An 18,907-nucleotide genomic window follows, 5' to 3' on the forward strand; every position below is an offset into this window, starting at 1 on the left:
AGTAATGGAATAAGATGAGCCATAAGATTGACATTTAGCCGAAAAGAGTCAACATTGACCGACACAGCCGAGCCGCAGACCCAACCGTCCCAGCAGAACGCGCAGGCCCAGCAGCCGCAGCAATCCAGCCAGCAATCCAAGCATATGATGACGCCACGCGAGAAGAAGTGGATCGTCTACGACGTCGGCAATTCCGCGTTCGTGCTGCTGTCCACCGCCGTCGTGCCGATCTACGCGAATTCGCTGCTCAAGGCGGCCGGCGAGACGAACATCGTGTCGACGTGGGGCTACGCGCAGACCATCGCATCGCTCGTCATCGCCGTGCTTATGCCGCTGCTCGGCTCCATCGCCGACGTGCAGGGCATGAAGATCCGCTTCTTCACCGGCTTCTTCCTGACGGGCGTGGTCATGTGCTGCGCGATGGCGATGCCGCTTGGTTGGCTCGCGTTCATCATCGTGTACGTGCTGGCCACCATCGGCCTTAATGGTTCGCTTACGTTCTACGACTCCATGCTGGTGGACACGACTTCGAACGAACGGATGGACCGCATTTCCTCACACGGCTACGCATGGGGCTATATCGGTTCGACCGTGCCGTTCATCGTCTGCATCGCGCTGATTTTCGGAGGCCCCGCGCTGTTCGGCTGGTCGACCACAGCCTGCACGCGCGCCTCGTTCGTCATCACCGCGCTGTGGTGGGTGGCGTTCACCATTCCGCTGCTCACCAGCTATAAGCAGGTGCATTACCGCGCCACCGCGGGGCAGGCAGGCGAGGCCATCCGCGGCACGTTCGCCGAGCTCGGCTCCACGTTCCGCGCCATCCGCAAGAACAAGCCGCTGTGGATGTTCATGATCGCGTTCTTCTTCTACATCGACGCCGTCAACACCGTCATTTCCATGAGCACGTCGTATGGCACGCAGCTGGGCATCGACTCCACGCAGCTGGTCGTGGCGCTGCTCGTCACGCAGTTCGTGGCGTTCCCCTGCTCCATCATCTACGGCAAGCTGGCAGGCCGGTTCGGCTCGAAAACCATGATCACCGCCGCCGTGGTGGCGTACATGTGCATCGTCTTCTTCGCCGCGTTCTTCCTGCGCGCCGCACTTGAATTCTGGATTCTGGCGATTCTGGTCGGCATGTTCCAAGGTGGCATCCAGGCGCTGTCCCGCTCGTATTACGGCAAGATCATTCCGAAGGACCATGCCAACGAGTACTACGGCTTCTACGATATTTTCGGCAAGACGGCGTCGATTATCGGCACGTTCCTCGTCGCTACCACGACGTCGCTGACTGGCAACGCGTCGATCGGCGTGCTGTCGATAGCCATTCTGCTGGCCGTCGCGCTCGTCTTCCTGCTTCTGCAGAAGGATCCGACCAAGGGTTCGACGGAAGCCGCAACCGTCGACTGACAGCTGCCGTCCGACAGCGTTCCGCTCGACAGCGATCGCTCGATAGCATTCCGCCTGACAATCGTCGTTCGACGGAATGCGCTGTGCCGGCCTGCGGGAAACCGCGTAGGCCGGCACAACTTCGACAGTTACCATCTGGTATGTTATACTGGCATCGTTTGCACACCGTGGCGCAACGTAGCGCCGCTCCAGCAATGACGCAGAGAGAGGTAAACGATGTCATTGGCAAATGAACTAGTCGAAGCAGTGTCCGCATGGCCGGAAGTCGAGGCCATCACGTTGGGTGGGTCACGCGCCACCGGCGATAACGATAAAAAATCCGATTACGACGTCTACGTGTACGTCACCGCACCCGTGTCTGCCGAACGCCGCCGCAGGCTGCTGCGCAACTATTGCAGCCATATGGAAATCGACAACGATTTTTGGGAGACCGAAGACGACTGCACGCTGAACGACGGCACCAATATCGACGTGCTGTACCGCGATCTGGACCAGTTCGCAGCCAATGTCGCCGACGTGGTGGAACGGTTTCAGGCCAACAACGGCTATACGACGTGCATGTGGCACAACATGCTCACCAGCAAGGTGCTGTTCGACCGCGACGGCCAGTACGCCGCGACCCGACAGCGGTTCGACGTGCCGTTCCCCGAGGAACTGCGCCGCAACATCATCAATCGCAACATGCGTCTACTTACCGGCAACCTGCCGTCGTACGACGCACAGATCCGCAAGGCCGCGAGCCGAGGCGACAAAATCGCGGTCAACCATCGCATGGCCGCGTTCATGGAATCGTATTTCGATGTGCTATTCGCGCTGAACCGCCGCACGCATCCCGGCGAGAAGCGTCTCGACAAGCTCGCCGAACGCGACTGCGCCATTCTGCCGAAGGATTTCCGCAAAAACATCGATACGCTGTTCGATTCGATGTACGCCGATCAGGCGGTGTTCAGCGAGACTTTGGGCGAAATCGTTGACGACCTGCGTCAGACGGTCGACGCGAACCTGTGATTTGACCGCGAATCCGGCGGTTCGACGCCGGTAGCGATTGGTTTTAGAAGAAGTTGAGCGCGCGGGCCACTTCGTCGACGATGTCGAACATGGCCTTGCGCGCACGTTCCGGATCGCCCTTCGCTATCGCGTCGGCGACCGCATCGTGCGCGTCGAGCGCGGCCGGCTTCGGCTTCATCGGGTATTTGCCGAGTTCCACACGGCCGCGCAGCACGGTGGCGATGGTGTCGGCAAGCGCGGCGAACAGTTCGTTGCCGCTTTCGCGCAGTATCAAAGTATGGAATTCCACGTCCAGATCGTGGAATTTGGTCAGGCCGACAGCCCCCTCTTCGTTTGATTCGGCGATTTGGCGCATCTGCGCCGCGTAGACGGGGAATTTCGCCTTGACGTCGATGGAGGCGAGGCGTGCCGCCGAGGCCGCCGCAGCCGGTTCGACCGCCAATCGCAATTCGGTCAATGACGACAGCTGCCGCTCGCGCTGCGTGGAGTGGAGTCGCCATTCGATGACCTGATGGTTGAGCGCCTGCCAGTCGGAGAACGGCCGCGCCACCAATCCGACGCGTCGGCGCACCGTCACCGCACCCATGGATTCCAACGTTTTGGCGACTTCGCGCGCCACGGTACGGGAGATGCCGAAACGGTTCTGCACGTCTTCCAACGTCAAGCTTTCACCGGCCGGCCATTTGCCGTCCAGCATTTCGATGGCCAGCGTGCGGCACACTGCATCCTGCAGCAGTTCGCCGCCGTTTTCGTTTCCTGCCATCCACAATTCCTCTCGTTGTGCGTGCAAATCTTTTTTCAGGTTTTTGCGACACGCCGTATACGATTGCCGTTCGCGTGACGTCCGAATAATTACCCCCGCACGATTCGCGCGATTTGCCGCCGATTTGTACTACCTACAGCATAGCAAGTCGCATGATTATTTTTATTCGTAGTACTTTTAACTTGACTAGTACTACCTTTCATAGCTATATTGATGTCATCGCCGATGCGAAGTGGCACTGGCAATACAGCAGAGTTCAAGGAGGACAACATGAGCATTCACGTAGTGGTGATGGGTGTTGCAGGATGCGGCAAATCCACCGTGGCAGAAGCCATTCACGAACGTCTCGGATACGTGTACGCGGAGGGCGACGACTTCCATCCGCAGGCCAACATCGACAAGATGAGCGCAGGCATTCCGCTGACAGACGAGGACCGTTGGCCGTGGCTCAAGGTCATCAACACCTGGATGGTGGCTCGCGAGGCGCTGGACGAGAACACCGTGGTCTCCAGCTCCGCCCTGAAGCGCAGCTACCGTGAGGTGCTCGCCCAGAACGTTCCCACCTTCTTCGTGCATCTGACCGGCTCGCAGGAACTCATCCAGCAGCGTCTCAACGAGCGCAAGGGCCACTTCATGCCGCCGGCACTGCTGCCGAGCCAGTTCGCCATTCTTGAGCCGCTCCAGCCAGACGAGAACGGCGTGGAAGTCTCCATCGAAGGCAGCGTCGAGGAAATGGTCGAACGTGCCGTCGCCGCAGTGAACGAGTACGCGGCGAAGGTGGCCTCGCAATCGCAGCAAGCCGAGTGAACGGCGCAAGCCGCAACACAGCGCAAAATAATCGCACATAACTAAAAATCGAAAGAGAAATTCAACGAGTCAAGGAGGATTCATGAATCTCATCGCAGCGGCGATCATCGGCATCGCCGTCATCGTTCTTCTCATCGCGGCATGCAAGGTGCATCCGTTCCTGTCCCTGCTCGCCGGCTCATTCGTCATGGCCGTGTGCGCGGGCGTGCCGTTCGACAAGGCGTTCGATAGCTTCACTTCCGGCGTCGGCGGCACGATTTCCAACGTGGGCCTGCTTATCGCGTTCGGCTCGATCATCGGCACCATCCTGTTCAAGTCGGGCGGTGCGGACACCATCGTCGACACCATCATGGCCAAGACACCGTTGCAGCGTCTGCCGTGGGCCATGGCACTGATCGCGTTCATCGTGGGCATCCCGATGTTCTTCGAGGTCGGCGTGGTCATCCTCATCCCGGTGGTGCTGTTCGCCGCCCGTCGTTCCAAGTCCCCTGTGGTGCTGCTCGGCATCCCGGCCCTCGCCGGCCTGTCCACGCTGCACGCCTTCGTGCCGCCGCACCCCGGTCCGCTGACCGCCATCGGCGCGCTGAACGCGAACCTCGGCATCACCCTGGCCCTCGGCCTGATCGTGGCCATCCCGACCGTCATCATCTCCGGCCCGCTGTTCGGCAGGCTCGCCGCCAAGTGGGTTCCGATCGCAGCTCCGGAGAACGAGGCTGAGGCCGAAGCTCCGAAATCCGCGGAAAACCGCCCGTCCTTCGGCACCGCCCTGTCCGTGATCCTGCTGCCGGTCGTGCTGATGCTCGCCGCGTCCATCGTGGATCTGACCGGTCAGAACACCACCGCCTGGGGCCGTGTGATCGCGTTCCTCGGCACCCCGCTCGTGGCACTGCTCATCACCACCGTCTTCGCCATGGTCGCCCTTGGCTACATGCAGAAGTTCTCCCGTGACGCCGTCAACGGCATGGTCGGACAGTCCTTCGGCTCCGTGGCCGGCATCATCCTGATCGTCGCCGCAGGCGGCGGCTTCAAGCAGACGCTGGTCGACTCCGGCATCGGCGACGTGATCGCCAACTCCATCACCGAATCCGCCATGAACCCGCTGATCGCAGGCTGGCTGGTGGCCGTGCTCATCCGTCTCGCCACCGGTTCGGCAACCGTGGCGACCGTCACCGCCTCCGGCATCATGGTGCCGCTCGCCGCCGGCATGAGCCCGACCCATCTGGCACTGCTGGTGCTGGCCATCGGCGCAGGCTCCGTGTTCTTCTCCCACCTCAACGACGCCGGCTTCTGGCTGGTCAAGGAATACTTCGGCATGAGCGTGGGCCAGACGCTGAAGACCTGGTCGCTGATGGAAACCATTCTGTCGGTGGTCGGTCTGGGCTGCGTGATGCTGCTCTCGCTGGTGCTTTGACGCACTGAACGCAGCAATCGCAACCACACTCACATAACCCAAAACATAACCAAAACTTGCCGCCCGCAAAGCTTGCCGCAACCTTCTTTTCTGCGTTGCGGAAGGCGCGGGAAGCCAACGGGCGGCATCAATCCTTATTCAAAATCGCAAAAACTTTTCAACCATTTTTAGAGAAAGAAGCACATCATGCAGTTGGGAATGATCGGCCTGGGACGTATGGGCGGCAACATGGCGAAGCGCATCGCGGCGGCAGGGCATGAGGTGGTCGGCTACGACCACTCCCCCGAGTCGGACCGCACCGTGGCAAGCCTGAAGGAACTGGTGGCCGCGCTGAAGGCCCCGCGTCTGGTGTGGGTCATGGTGCCGGCCGGTGAAGCGACCGACAGCACCATCAACGAGCTTGCCGAGCTTCTTCAGCCGGGCGATATGATCATCGACGGCGGCAACTCCCGTTACACCGACGACGCACGCCACGCGGCCGAACTGGAGCCGAAGGGCATCCATTTCATGGATTGCGGCGTCTCCGGCGGCGTGTGGGGCATCGACCGCGGCTACGCGCTTATGGTTGGCGGCAGCCAGGGGGACTTCGAGAGCGCGCGCCCGATTTTCGAGGCACTTAAGCCGGAAGGCGATTCCGGACTGGTGCTGGCCGGCCCGGTGGGCGGCGGCCACTTCGCCAAGATGGTGCACAACGGCATCGAATACGGCATGATGCAGGCCTTCGGCGAAGGCTTCGCCACCATGGTGAAGTCCGATCTCGTTGAGGATCCGGCGGCCGTGATGAGCTCCTGGAGGGACGGTTCCGTGGTGCAGTCCTGGCTGCTCGACCTGCTGGCCATCGCCTTCAAGTCCGACCCGACGCTCAAGTCCATGCCACCGGTCGCCAACGAGTCCGGCGAGGCGAAGTGGATGATCGAGGCGGCTCTCGAACTCGGCGTGCCGACCCCGGCCACCGCGGCCGCACTGTACGCACGTCAGACCTCGCGCGGCGGCGCCGACGACATTCTGCGCGTCGTGTCCACCATGCGCGCCCAGTTCGGCGGCCACGTCACCAAGATCGACGAGATCGCCACCCACTGACGGATTCACGCATTAACCGATTCAGATTCCTTCCTTCCCCATAACAGACTTCGCCCGGAGCTGGACCCCACCAGCTCCGGGCGAACCTGTATCAACGCACACGGTCCCGTCAGACAGTCGGCTTGCCGCCCCACAATCCTGCACTATCTCGCTTATAGATGGCGGATTTTCCAAATCGCCCCACGGTATCTCGCTTATAGATGGCGGGGTCCTACAGCAAAAAGCCGGTTAGGGGCAATATCCATACCCTCCAACCGGCTTTTCCCCGCATCATCCGCCATCCATAAGCGAGATGGCATCAGGCACGAGAGCGAATCCGCCATCTATAAGCGGAATATAGGCGAAATACGCGAGCGGCTCAGCGGCCGTACACCTCGTGCACGAATTTCTCAAGCGCCGCGATGGAACGCTCCACCTTCTCCGTGTCGATGCAGTAGGCCATGCGGAAGTAGCCGGGCACGCCGAAGCTGTCGGACGGCACGAGAATCAGGTCGTAATCCTTGGCCTTCATGCAGAACGCGTTCGCATCCTCCTCAAGCGCCTTCGGGAAGATGTAGAACGTGCCGCCGGGGCGCACCACGTCGAAGCCCAGACGGGTCAGCGCGTCATACAGCAGGTTCATGTTGGTTTCGTAGACGGACAGGTCGCTCGTCTCGTCCACCACCTTGGCCACGGCCAGCTGCGCGGTGGAGGACGGGCAGTTGTGGCCGGTGCCACGGCTGATCTGGCCGCACATCGGCACGATGAGCTTGGCGTCGGTGGCGCGCGGATTCACCGCCACATAGCCGATGCGCTCGCCCGGCAGTGACAGCGACTTGGAGTACGAGTAGCACGAAAGCGTGTTGTCGTAGAACTTGCTCGGATACGGCTGCTCGCCGCCGTCGAACACGATCTCGCGGTACGGCTCGTCGGAGATCAGGAAGATGTCGTGGCCGTATTCAGTCTGCTTGGCGTTGAGCACCTCGGCCAGGCGGGTCAGCGTTTCGGCGGAATAGACCGCGCCGGACGGATTGTTCGGGGTGTTGATGAGCACCGCCGCGGTTCCCGGGTTCAGCGCCTTTTCGAAGGCCTCAAAGTTGATCTGGAAGTTCTCAGTGTCCGCGGGCACCACGGTCAGGTGCGCGCCGGTGCCGTTCACATACGGCTGGTATTCCGGGAAATACGGGGCGAAGGTGATCACCTCGTCACCCGGCTTGGTCACCACGCGCAGCGCGTGCGCCAACGCGCCCGCCGCACCCGTAGTCGGGAAGATGTAATCAGCCGTGTAATCCATGCCGAAGCGGCGGTTGAGGCTGTCGGCGATCGCCTTGCGCACCGACGGAATGCCCAGGGAAGGCGAATAACCGTGCAATGCCACTGGCTCGGCCGTCTTGTACAGGTCGATCACGGCGTCCGTGTAATCCTGCGGGCACGGCACGCTCGGGTTGCCCAGCGAATAGTCGAACACGTTCTCATAGCCGATTTCGGCGCCGCGCGCGGTCGCGTATTCGCTCAGCTCGCGGATCACGGATTTGCCGCCGAGCATGGCCTTGTAGGCTTCGTTGATCATGGAACAACCTCCCTGTCGTGCTGTTGTATGCGTCTGACGCGCCCCGAAAGAGCGCCGCTACAGACGTTTCTACCACCGAAAAGTCACGACATGTGGCACACGGCTCACTGTGCGGCGGATTGCGACGCCTGGTCGTCCTGAGACGTCTGCCCCGGCACGAAACCGCTGCTGAAGATGCGCTTCCAATACCCCAGCATGTCGGTTTTGGACATGGACATGAACATGCCCGTGGCCAACACCGCCAAGTCCTCGTTGAACACGGCGTCCATCGGCAGCTGCTCATGGAGCTTCGGCCAACGGCGCAATACCGCCAGCATGCCCCCTACGGTGAAGTCGAGCATGAGATCGGTTTTAAGGTCGAGGTGGTCGGCGTCAAGCCCCAGCACGGAGATCAACGTGAGCCTGCCGAAGTCCCGCAGGGATTCGACGAGTTCCGGCGAGCTGTGCGGTCCGGCGAGCAGCGCGAGCCGGTCAAGACGCCGACGCTGTTCGGGCTCGCGTAGCAGCGCGGTGACATGCTTGCGCCATTCGTTGTCGGGATTGAAATTCGCGTTGGGCGCGCTGGGAAGCGGTGTGTTTTCCACGGCGTGCAGAATGGCGGAATCGGCAAGTTCCGGCAAGCCCGTGAAATGGTAGTAGAAGGAATTACGATTCACATCCGCCGTACGTACGATGTCGGTGACGGTGATTTTACGATATTCACGTTCGGATAGCAGTTCCCAGAACGCGTTTTCGAGACGTTCCTTGGCTGGCAGGATCTCCGAATCCCGGCGTGGACGTGGCATGGCTCCCCCTATTTTGTACCGTCGATTTAAAAGCGCAACGCGAATTACTATACAAGTTGTCTAGAACAAACTGCACAGCATGTCGCATTAATAGCGATTGCCACCCACCGCAACGCTTCACCGCACACCACTGCGTCACGACCTCCGCGCTACGTCTACTTGCGCCGCACTTTCGGATTGCGGGCAAGAGCGGCCTGCAACATAATCGCCAGCGCCTGGTTGAGATTGCGTCGATCCTCACCGCTCAACCCAACGTACGTGCCAAGCATTTCGGGAATGACTTTCGGCCCGGCCGCCATCATGGCGGAAATACTGCCCGCACCGGACGCTTCGAGCACGGCAAACAACGCGTCCACCGCACGCTCGCGCTGCTCCTTGGACAGGTTGGCAAGCCACTTGTTCAGCGCTTTGTTGAAGGTCACCGAACTGCTGGCCACATCCTCGACTTTGTCGAATTCACCGCCGTGCATCTGCCAGGAGAACACGAAATGCTGCATGATGCCTTCCACGTCGGATTTGACCACCATGCACCGTTCGGGGGTTTCCAGCACCATGCCCACCACCGACGAATCCGGAACGATTTTGACGATGCGGTCGCTCACGCTTGCATATTCGAAGCTGTTCACCACAGATTCGGGGAATCCCGGCCCGTCCAGCGAGTAGATGCGTTCGACGCGGTCCTTCACCTCGTCCGATGCGTTCATTGCCGCGTACACGGCCAGATTGCCGCCCTTGGAGTGGCCGGTGAGCACGATCGGCGCGTCCTTCCACAGCGCGGCGACTCTGGCCAGATAGTCGGCGGCGGTCGCTTGCGCCGGCACCGGATACTGGAAGGCCATGTTGAAATCCTCCTTCCAGCCGACCAGCGAATCGTCGGTGCCCCGGTACGCCACCACAAGCGCGCCGGACGGCAGCAGGTAGGTCACCGCGGCGAACTGCGTCTGCTCTTCGCCGTCGAACTGCTCAAGAAACGCCCCCATTTCAATGTCGGAGAACCGCGGATTCGAGGCGACGGCATGGTAGAAGTCGTGCGTCACCTGCGGATCGACCAGTCCCACGTTCTCGACGTCATGGTCGGGCACCGCCTGGTCGTGGTTCAGTTCGTCATCGGCGCGTGCGATGGTCACGCCGTTGAACGGGAGCTTACGCAACATATGCAGCGAACGGATCGGCCGGCGTACGTCGAACTGCTTCACGCGATCGCGCAACGTGCCGTATTTCGATTCGACGTCATCCAATCGCGGCACACATTCCGGCACGTCGTCGTACGATAGCTGCGCGAGCACGAGCGCGTCGGCTTCGCGGAACGGACGTGCGTCGAAACCGCGCGTTTCCGTACGCGCGTAGTCGATGATATTGCCCATCGCACACCCCTTTTCCGCAGCCGTCATTATTCCACGTTCCATTATGCGCCAGTTCTGCACTGTCCTGCGTCAGCGAACGGGATAATCCTCAAACCAGCGACCCCCCACCCTTTCCACGTGCCACGATTTCACATTTTCTACGAACATTTGCGAATCGCGACGCTTCAGAAGGCCTTCGGGCTGGTCAGCCTTCACGCACCACCCTCGCCGCACTCGCCGGAATCGCCTTGACTACGGCTTTGATAAGCTCCCGAGTCTCCCGGTCGGTACCGCGCGCGGCCGCCACGATCTTTGGCAGCGAATCCGTCCAATTCGCCATCAGATCAGCGATATTGCCATAGCCCGCAGCCGCGAAGATCTCGTAGATCTGGTCAATAGCCCGCTCACGCTGCTTCTGCCCCACAGTGTCGAGCCAATCGTCGAGCGTCCTCTTGATGAGCTGCGCAGTCACCGTCAACTCGTTCTCACGCTCGAAATCGCCGTTTTCCGCCACTTGCCAGCTATTGCCCATATGTTGCATAATGCCGACGGCGTCCGCCTTGACAACGATTACTTTCGCATTCGATTGCAGCAGCATGCCCACGACAGACGATTCGGGCACGGTTTTGCGGATCCGCGATTCCACCGTCCGATACGCCTGACCGCGCACCATCGATCCCGGCAGGCCCGGCCCATCATGGGAGAAGATACGGGCGATCCGCACGTTGCGTCCCGGCACCGGCCCACCCAAGGCTGGCAGCAGCCCAAGCCGCCGCGCACGTTCGCCGGCGGCCTCAATATCGTCATGAGCCACCTGCATGGCCGCATATACGGCCATGTTGCCACCTTTCGAATGGCCGCCAAGCATAATCGCAGGCGATCCTTCCGATGACAGGAAACCTTCCGACCTGTCCAGAATCGAATCCACATACCGATACGCGGATTCCTGTGACGGTACCGGACAGCGCACTGCCATATTGAAATCCTCCTTCCATCCGACAAGCGTGCCGTCGGTGCCTCGGAAGGCGATATACAGCAAGTCGGGTGAACCGCAGCCCACGTCGAACGTCATCGCGGCGAACTGCTGCTGGTCGCGCTCGCTCAATCGTTCCGCGTATTCGCCAACGCGTAACGCGCGGAATCGCGGCGATTCGCAGACGGCGTGCAGCAACGCGAGCCGGTAATCGTTCATATCGGAGGAATTCGAAACGAACATCTCGTCATAGCTTTCGGCGCGCAGCAATTCACGAATCGACACCGTCGCCACCGACTTCGCCTCACCGAACGTGGGCACCAGATCCGTCAATCGCATGTAGGACAATTCGGACAGCACCAGGGAATCGACGTCGCCGAACGGCAGCTCGGCGAACCCACGGAATTCACGGCGCACATAATCCAACACATTGCCCATCGCGCAACCCTTTGATCAACCATAGCGATTTCGGATTCCATTATGCGGCACAATCCACGGACGCGGCAATCAGACAATCACAAGTTTCGGGCAATATCCCATGTGTAGACTAGGCAGCCATGGATCCAGTTGAATTTTTCACACAATGGCTTGCCCGAAACTACGGCAAGCTCATTCTGCTCGCCGTAGTGCTTGTCGTCGCAGCGCTCATCGACAAAGCACTCACCAAAGTAGTGCGCCGCATCCTTGACAAATCACAGGTGCCGAACGCCTCCATCTTCGTCAACATCCTGCGTGTGGTGGTATGGGCATTCGCCATCGGCACGCTGCTGCAACCGGTGTTTGGAATCAACCCGACCACCCTGTTCACCGCACTCGGCATCGGAGGTCTTGCGGTGTCGCTTGGTCTGAAAGACACAATCGCCAATGTGATCGGAGGCTTCGGCCTTATGCTCGGCCGCGTCATTCAACCGGGCGACTACGTCAAAGTCGCAGGTATCACCGGCACCGTCAAAGACATCAACTGGCGTCAGACCATCGTCCGCGAACGCAACGGCAACGAAATGGTCATCCCGAACTCCATCCTCAACACTGCATCACTGGAAAAGCTCGATCCATCGAACGAATGCCTGGTGTCAGTACCGTTCACCGCCAAAGCCGGCGTCGACGTGGAACATATGAAGGCCGACATCATCGAAACCGTGCAACAGGCCACGGCAAGCCTTGCCAATCCGCTGTACAAACCGGTGGTGAAGCTCAACGGATTTACCCCGTACGGCATTGACGGCACGATCTACGCGTTCGCGAAAAACGACCTGCTGCTGTCCACGATGGTGGACGCGGTGGCGCAGGCGATCGCGCACGCCGACTATCTTGAGCATCGCGCGGTCAGCGGCAGCGCGGAATAGGACAGCATAGAAAACGGCATTGAACGGTTGAAGGCCGGTCAGAGGAACGTATCCTTGACCGGCCTTCATCATCTCCATGCAGATGTCCGCATCGTTCACGTCGCCTGCGTCGCCGTCGTCGTCCGGCAAGCAGTCGTCTACATAAGCAGATTGACGGCCGTCAGCATGCAAGTGACCATGATGAACATAATCATGCCAACGTTGCCGCACACGGTTTTGGCACGGGTGCCGCGAGGCAGCTCCTCCGGCGCGGTATAGAATTCAAATTTTTTGAAATTGCGGATAAGTAGCACAAATCCAGCAAGGATCACAGCGCCGTACAACACGAAATAGACAAGCATGATCGCCAATCCTTCGACATTCTGCGACGCCCACTGTTCCATCGCCGCCGCATTGCCGTTTTCCGCGGCCTCGGACACCTTCTCCAGCTGGTCCAGATCGACGCGTGTCAACACCCATGGCGCGAGCACGCCGCCGTTGAAGTTGATGATCATGTGCATCGCCGTCGAATAGCGCAGCTTGCTGGTGCGCGTGTAGACGTAGCCGAACATGAGCCCCAGTAGGAACGCGTAGAAGAACTGGAACAGGTTCATATGGAACAGACCGAACGCCAGTCCGGACAGCAGAATCGCCGTTTTCTCGCCGTATTTGCGGGTGTGGTCGATCAGCTGCTTACGGAACAGCCATTCCTCGAAAATCGGTCCTACGATTACCAGAAAAACAACGTTCCAGATGTTCGTCTGCATGGCGAGGTCGGCCACGCGGTCCGTCGCCTCGCCGTTGGAAAGCGCCATCGACAGCATGCTGCCGAACACACTGCCGGCCCACATCATCGGCAGGCACATAAGCAGTAGTTTGAAGAACAATCCCGGTTTCATGTCGAATTTACGGGTTTCAATGACAGTCGATTTGCCCATGAGCATCACCGCAATCGGCATGGCGATCAGGTACAGCGGTACACCCGAACCCACATACGTAACCCAATTCGGCGTTTCGCCCTTGCCGCCCACGGCCGCGTACAGCGCGCCTTCCAGCACCGTGGCGAGCGCGTACCAGACGACCACCATCAGACACAGGCTCGCGCCGATACGCGAGAAGTCGCGTCGCGCCTGCTTCAACCATTCGAAGAATGGATTGCGATTGGCGATCGGCGGCTGCGGATATTGAGGCATGGGCTGCATCGGATACTGCGATTGCGGACCATTCGGCTGATATTGCGGAGCCGGCCCCTGTGGTCGCCCTTGCGGTTGCTGCGGATATTGAGGCTGCTGCGGAAACGTCATAGTCACCTTACGAAACTTCGGAAAACAAAAAAGCTGATATTCAGCACTGTACTACCAGTCCGCTGAATATCAGCTTGAGATCTCACCGTAGGTGGGTGTCGATCAGCGCAGCACGCCTTCGATGAGCATGGTGATCAGGTCGGTGTAGCGCACGCCGGTGGCCTCCCATGCCTTGGGGTACATGGAGATGGACGTGAAGCCCGGCATGGTGTTGATTTCGTTGACCATCACCTTGCCGTCCTTGGTCACGAAGGTGTCCACGCGGCTCAGACCGGCACCGTCCACGGCGACGAACGCCTTCTTGGCGGTTTCGCGTACAAGGTTCAGCGTCTCTTCCGGCAGATTGGCGGGCACTTCCACGTGGCTTGCGGCGGCGTCCATGTACTTGCTGTCGAAGTCGTAGAACTGGTCGTCGCCTTCGGCGCGCTTGTCGAGTACGATTTCGCCCGGCCAGCTGGCCTGCGGCGCTTCGCCGGCCTTCGGGCACAATACCGCGCATTCGATTTCGCGCGCGTCGATGCCCTGTTCCACGAGGATGCGCCAATCGTGGTGGGACGCCTCGTACACGGCGGCCGCGAGTTCGGCCGCATCGCCCTCATGCTCCACCTTGGTCACGCCGAAGCTGGAGCCGGCGCGGGACGGCTTGACGAACAGCGGATACTGCAAGCCGGCTTCGCTAACCTGCGCCATGATCGCATCGGCGTTGGCCTTGAATTCGGAAGCCTTGTCGAAGGAACGCGCGTCGAGCGTGATGCCGGGCGCGACGGGAATGCCGGCGGCCGCAAGCAGCACCTTCGTGTAATGCTTGTCCATGCAGGCCGCGGAGGCGAGCACGCCGCACCCCACGTACGGCACGCCCATCATTTCGAACAGACCCTGGATGGTGCCGTCCTCGCCGTACGGCCCGTGCAGCACGGGGAACACCGCGTCCACATGGCCGAACGGGGTCAGCGTACCGTCATCCTCGCGGGCGAAGAAGCCGTCCTGTCCGAGAGCCACTTCAAGCACCACGTCCTTGGCGCCTGGGGTTTTCTCCACGGTCGGCAGGCCTTCGTCCAGGCTCCATCCGAGCGGATTCTCACCGTTGACGATCCACTTGCCGTCCTTGGTGATGCCCACCGGAATGGCTTCGAACTTGTCCGTGTCCAGCGCGCGCAGCGCACTCGCAGCGGAGATGCAGGAGATCGAATGCTCGTCGGCCTTGCCGCCGTACATCACCACAATGCGCTTTTTTGCCATATCTATAGCCTTTATTCCTTAACTTTTATGACTTTTCAGGATTTTTGCCAAGCATCCAGCATACAAGCCGGCTGCTACTCCTCGGTGATGCCTTCGCCGAACAGTTCGGACAGCATCTGCGCGCAGGAGATACCGTCGTCCAGCACGTGGCTCATGGCCGTGGCGAGCGGGGTCGGCACACCGTACTGCTTGCCCAACGCCACCACCGCGTCGGTGGTCGGCACGCCTTCGGCCACGCCGTTGCTCACCTTGGTGGCCTCTTCGACGCTCAGACCCTTGCCGAGGTTGGAACCGAACGTGTAGTTGCGGCTCAGCGGGGAACCGCAGGTGGCGATGAGGTCGCCCACGCCGGCAAGTCCGGCGAAGGTCTTCGGATCGGCTCCGGCCGCCTCGCCCAGCGCGGTCAGTTCGGCAAGGCCACGGGTTTCGATCATGGCCGCGGTGTTCTCGCCGTAGCCTGCGCCACGGGCCATGCCCACGGCGAGCGCCACCACATTCTTCAGCGATCCGCACATTTCCAAGCCGATCACGTCGCGCGTCACGAACGCACGGAAGTAGTCGGTGGTGCAGGCGGTGGCGATGGTGCGCGCGTTGTCGATGTTCGCGCATCCGACCACGGTCGCGGCCGGCTCGCGGTCGGCGATCTGCTTGCTCAGGTTCGGTCCGGAAATGGCGGCGAAGCGTTCCGCCGGAAGGTCGAGCGTTTCCATGACGACTTCGTCCATGCGCTTGCCGGTGGTGCGTTCGATGCCTTTCATCAGGGAGGCCACGAGCGCGGTCTCGGGGATGAGTCCCTTGAATTCGGTCAGTGCCACGCGTGCGAACTGCGCGGCGATGGCCACGATGACGATGTCGGCGTTGGCCACGGCTTCGGCGCGGTCTCCGGTGGCGGTCATGTTGCTGGGCAGCGTTTCCACGCTGGGCAGGCGCACACCGTTGTGGTGATGGTCACGAATACCTTCCACGATTTCCGGTTCGATGGCCCACATGGTCACGTTGTTGCCCGCGTCGGCAAGCACTTGACCGAAGGCCGTTCCCCAAGCGCCAGCGCCCAGTACCGTCACATTCGCCATGAATTTTGCTCCTTGGATTATTTGGATTGCTTTTTGCGGCCGAGCGTATGCCACATCGGCCGCCGCTTTCAATCGACGTTGTCTTATGCTACCGCCGGCTACGCACACCGGCCGCGTGTTCCGGTCGCACGCGTATTTTGTTCGCCGCCGGAACGGGTGTGTGGGGGAAAATCAGTCTTTCACGCGACTCATGGTGCGGTAGTCCCAGTAGCCGTCAGGTGCCTGTTCGCCGCGGATTTCGGCCATGATTTCGGTCATGCGCACGCGGATGCGGCGGGTCAGTTCGTCGGCGCGGTCCGTCGGCACTTCGTCTCCCCAGGAATCGCAGCCGTCAAGCAGGTCCGCGTAGTCGAGCGCCTCGTCGTAGCACATCACCACGTTCTTGCGCGGCCACGGCCACCAGTGGTTGATGCTGGCCGCGCCCCAGGTCACGGCACAGTACAGCGGCACCTGGCAGCCGAGTCGGCGTGAGGATTCGAGGGCGATCACGCCCACGCCGTTTTTCATGCTCATCGGCCATTTTTGCGGGTCGCGCGTCACGGTGCCTTCCGGCCATACGGTCAGTGGACGGCCGGAGGTGAGGATTTCCACGGACGTTTCCTCGATGGCTTTGGCCTTGCCCGCGCGGCGCTGCACCGGCTGCATGCCGACCAGCTGGAACCATTTGCCGATCAGCGGCCATTTGGCCATTTCCGCCTTGGCCATGTAGCGCGGACGGCGGCCCTGATGGAACAGCGACACCATCGGCACGAACACGTCGTACATGGTCACATGCGTGGCGGCGGTGATGAACGGGCCGGTTTCCGGCACGTGTTCCAAGCCCCAGGCCTTCACTTTGCTGTGATTGCGCAGCACCACGTCGCAGCCGGTCAGCAGGCGATGCGTGGCTTTGGGGTTCTGCGCTTCGATTTCCGCGGTGTTGGCTTTGCGCGGACCGGTCGGGAAATCGTGGGTCGGGTCTACAAGATGATGCTTCTGCGCGAGTTTTGCGACTTGCTCGTCGCTCAGCGGCTTCACTGCGGAGCGCGGCGACGGTTTTCCTTTGGATGCCATGGCTTCCATTGTGCCACCGGCCGCCGATACGTTCGTCATCGATGTTTTCCGCGTTATCTTGCTTTTTACTGCCTCATGCCATCGTTTTCTGCATCATTTGGCCGTCAAATGATGCAGAAAAGACGGGCGATAAGGCAGAAAAGGGAATGTGCGGAAGATGCGGAAGGCACGGAAAGCATGTTTGCGATTGCGGCGGCGGCAATCGCGGATAAAACAAAACCGGCACCCGCGCAAGGCGAGTACCGGTGAAAGCAACATGGGCGTTCGACGCGACTGTCAATCGCAACTGTTCAATTGCGAATCATCAATCACGATTGGCCAATCGCAATAAATCAGCCGCAGCCGATTCATCGAACCAATCGCAGCGAATCAGTCGAAATCTGCGCCGAGAGCCTCCAACTTGCCACGGAAGTCGGCGTAGCCACGGTCAATCAGGGAGATGCCCTGCACGTTGGACGGCCCCTTGGCGGCGAGCGCCGCGATCAGGTGGCTGAAGCCGCCGCGCAGATCCGGCACGTCGATGTCACGGCCGGTCAGCGGGGTCGGTCCGAAGATGACCGCGGAATGCTTGTAGTTGCGCTGTTGGAAGCGGCACGGCAGGGAGCCGAGGCATTCGCGGTACAGCTGAATCGTGGCGCCCATCTGCACCAGCGGCTTGGTGAAGCCGAAACGGTTCTCATACACGGTCTCATGCACGATGGAAAGGCCGTTGGCCTGGGTCAGCGCCACCACGAGCGGCTGCTGCCAGTCGGTCATGAAGCCCGGGTGCACGTCGGTTTCGATGGCCACCGGCTTCAGATCTCCGCCCGGATGCCAGAATCGGATGCCCTTGTCGGTGATGTCGAATTCGCCGCCGATCTTGCGGAACACGTTCAGGAAGGTCATCATTTCCGGCTGGGTGGCGCCCTTGACGAAGATGTCGCCATGGGTGGCGAGCGCGGCGGACGCCCAGGAGGCGGCCTCGATGCGGTCGGTCAGAGACGTGTGCGTGTAGCCCTTGAGCTCCTTGACGCCTTCGATGCGGAAAGTACGATCCACGTCCACGGAGATGATGGCACCCATCTTCTGCAGCACGCTCACCAAATCCATGATCTCAGGTTCGATGGCGGCGCCGGAAAGCTCGGTCTTGCCTTCGGCGAGCACGGCGGCGAGCAGTGTCTGCTCGGTGGCGCCCACGGACGGGTACGGCAGGTGGATCTTCGCGCCATGCAGACCGTTCGGAGCGGTGATGTGAATGCCGTCCTTGTGTTCCTTGTCCACGTTCGCGCCGAGCTTGCGCAGGGTTTCCAGATGGAAGTCAATCGGACGACCGCCGATGTTGCAGCCGCCGAGCGCCGGAATGAACGCTTCGCCCAGACGGTGCAGCAGCGGGCCGGAGAACAGAATCGGAATGCGGGACGAGCCGGACAGCGTGTCCACGTCGGCCACGTCGGCGAGTTGCACGTTGGTGGCGTCGATCGTCACCACGCCGTTCGCGCCGTCCACGGTCACGTCCACGCCGTGCAGGCGCAGCAGGTCGGACACCACGTGCACGTCGCGGATTTCCGGAACGTTCTTCAGCACGGATGTGCCCGGGGCCAGCAATGCGGCGACCATGGCCTTGCTTACGAAGTTCTTCGCGCCGCGCACCTTGATGGTGCCGTTCAGCGGCTTGCCGCCTTCGACGTGCAGAATGTCGTTCTTATTGTCAGACACGCTCAACCTCTTTCGATTCCCTTTTGGATCAAGCTCAAAAAACACTGCTGCTTAGTTTGCCATAAGGCATGTAGCATGTTCGCGAAAAACGG

General features: G+C 60.7%; 16 protein-coding genes. 6 read left to right on the forward strand and 10 right to left on the reverse strand.

Annotated elements, in window-relative coordinates; all coding sequences use genetic code 11:
• The first annotated feature begins 144 nt into the window (after positions 1–144).
• Positions 145–1,407 carry an MFS transporter gene (locus Q5H31_RS01750; RefSeq protein WP_033499412.1) on the forward strand — a complete coding sequence of 421 codons (1,263 nt, stop codon included), beginning with the start codon at positions 145–147 and terminating at the stop codon, positions 1,405–1,407.
• 216 nt (positions 1,408–1,623) lie between these two features.
• Positions 1,624–2,415, forward strand: coding sequence for a DUF4037 domain-containing protein (locus tag Q5H31_RS01755; protein WP_302457418.1), 792 nt, complete (start codon positions 1,624–1,626; stop codon positions 2,413–2,415).
• A 43-nt stretch (positions 2,416–2,458) separates the two neighbouring features.
• Here Q5H31_RS01755 and Q5H31_RS01760 read toward each other — a convergent pair whose 3' ends face one another.
• The gene (locus tag Q5H31_RS01760; protein WP_038443977.1) at positions 2,459–3,178 is read right to left on the reverse strand and encodes a FadR/GntR family transcriptional regulator; all 720 of its coding nucleotides are present in this window, start codon (positions 3,176–3,178) and stop codon (positions 2,459–2,461) included.
• A gap of 270 nt (positions 3,179–3,448) precedes the next feature.
• Between Q5H31_RS01760 and Q5H31_RS01765 the strand changes: the two genes are divergently transcribed.
• From Q5H31_RS01765 to gnd, 3 genes are all read left to right on the forward strand, one after another.
• A complete protein-coding gene (locus tag Q5H31_RS01765; protein ID WP_011742729.1) occupies positions 3,449–3,985 on the forward strand; it encodes a gluconokinase in 537 nt (178 codons plus the stop codon).
• A gap of 82 nt (positions 3,986–4,067) precedes the next feature.
• Positions 4,068–5,396 (forward strand): GntP family permease, encoded by a 1,329-nt coding sequence (locus Q5H31_RS01770; RefSeq protein WP_011742728.1) that lies wholly within the window; start codon positions 4,068–4,070, stop codon positions 5,394–5,396.
• Positions 5,397–5,582: 186 nt separating this feature from the next.
• A complete protein-coding gene (gnd, locus tag Q5H31_RS01775) occupies positions 5,583–6,476 on the forward strand; it encodes a phosphogluconate dehydrogenase (NAD(+)-dependent, decarboxylating) (protein WP_038443975.1) in 894 nt (297 codons plus the stop codon).
• Positions 6,477–6,834: 358 nt separating this feature from the next.
• Here the strand turns inward: gnd and Q5H31_RS01780 are convergent, their stop codons facing one another.
• The 4 genes from Q5H31_RS01780 to Q5H31_RS01795 all read right to left on the reverse strand — a co-directional run bounded on the left by Q5H31_RS01780 (position 6,835) and on the right by Q5H31_RS01795 (position 11,564).
• A complete protein-coding gene (locus Q5H31_RS01780; protein ID WP_302457419.1) occupies positions 6,835–8,025 on the reverse strand; it encodes a pyridoxal phosphate-dependent aminotransferase in 1,191 nt (396 codons plus the stop codon).
• Between the two features lie 104 nt (positions 8,026–8,129).
• The gene (locus Q5H31_RS01785; protein ID WP_302457420.1) at positions 8,130–8,810 is read right to left on the reverse strand and encodes a TetR/AcrR family transcriptional regulator; all 681 of its coding nucleotides are present in this window, start codon (positions 8,808–8,810) and stop codon (positions 8,130–8,132) included.
• A 155-nt stretch (positions 8,811–8,965) separates the two neighbouring features.
• Entirely contained in the window at positions 8,966–10,174 is a 1,209-nt protein-coding gene (locus tag Q5H31_RS01790) for a DUF2974 domain-containing protein (protein ID WP_302457421.1), read from the reverse strand.
• A 184-nt stretch (positions 10,175–10,358) separates the two neighbouring features.
• Positions 10,359–11,564, reverse strand: a complete 1,206-nt coding sequence (locus Q5H31_RS01795) for a DUF2974 domain-containing protein (RefSeq protein WP_039774699.1) — start codon at positions 11,562–11,564, stop codon at positions 10,359–10,361.
• A gap of 119 nt (positions 11,565–11,683) precedes the next feature.
• On the opposite strand from Q5H31_RS01795, the gene Q5H31_RS01800 reads away from it, so the two are divergent.
• Positions 11,684–12,472 (forward strand): mechanosensitive ion channel family protein, encoded by a 789-nt coding sequence (locus tag Q5H31_RS01800; RefSeq protein ID WP_039774698.1) that lies wholly within the window; start codon positions 11,684–11,686, stop codon positions 12,470–12,472.
• A gap of 137 nt (positions 12,473–12,609) precedes the next feature.
• Here the strand turns inward: Q5H31_RS01800 and Q5H31_RS01805 are convergent, their stop codons facing one another.
• From Q5H31_RS01805 to murA, 5 genes are all read right to left on the reverse strand, one after another.
• Positions 12,610–13,755, reverse strand: coding sequence for a CPBP family intramembrane glutamic endopeptidase (locus Q5H31_RS01805; protein ID WP_118234871.1), 1,146 nt, complete (start codon positions 13,753–13,755; stop codon positions 12,610–12,612).
• Between the two features lie 102 nt (positions 13,756–13,857).
• Entirely contained in the window at positions 13,858–14,994 is a 1,137-nt protein-coding gene (locus Q5H31_RS01810) for a D-alanine--D-alanine ligase family protein (RefSeq protein WP_003807608.1), read from the reverse strand.
• Between the two features lie 74 nt (positions 14,995–15,068).
• On the reverse strand, positions 15,069–16,067 hold the full coding sequence (locus Q5H31_RS01815; protein WP_011742719.1) for an NAD(P)H-dependent glycerol-3-phosphate dehydrogenase: 999 nt from the start codon (positions 16,065–16,067) through the stop codon (positions 15,069–15,071).
• A gap of 171 nt (positions 16,068–16,238) precedes the next feature.
• On the reverse strand, positions 16,239–17,120 hold the full coding sequence (locus tag Q5H31_RS01820) for a 1-acyl-sn-glycerol-3-phosphate acyltransferase (protein WP_033499413.1): 882 nt from the start codon (positions 17,118–17,120) through the stop codon (positions 16,239–16,241).
• A 369-nt stretch (positions 17,121–17,489) separates the two neighbouring features.
• On the reverse strand, positions 17,490–18,815 hold the full coding sequence (gene murA / locus Q5H31_RS01825; RefSeq protein ID WP_011742717.1) for a UDP-N-acetylglucosamine 1-carboxyvinyltransferase: 1,326 nt from the start codon (positions 18,813–18,815) through the stop codon (positions 17,490–17,492).
• Positions 18,816–18,907 lie beyond the last annotated feature (92 nt).

This window comes from uncultured Bifidobacterium sp., from assembly GCF_959020155.1.
GTDB lineage: Bacteria > Actinomycetota > Actinomycetes > Actinomycetales > Bifidobacteriaceae > Bifidobacterium.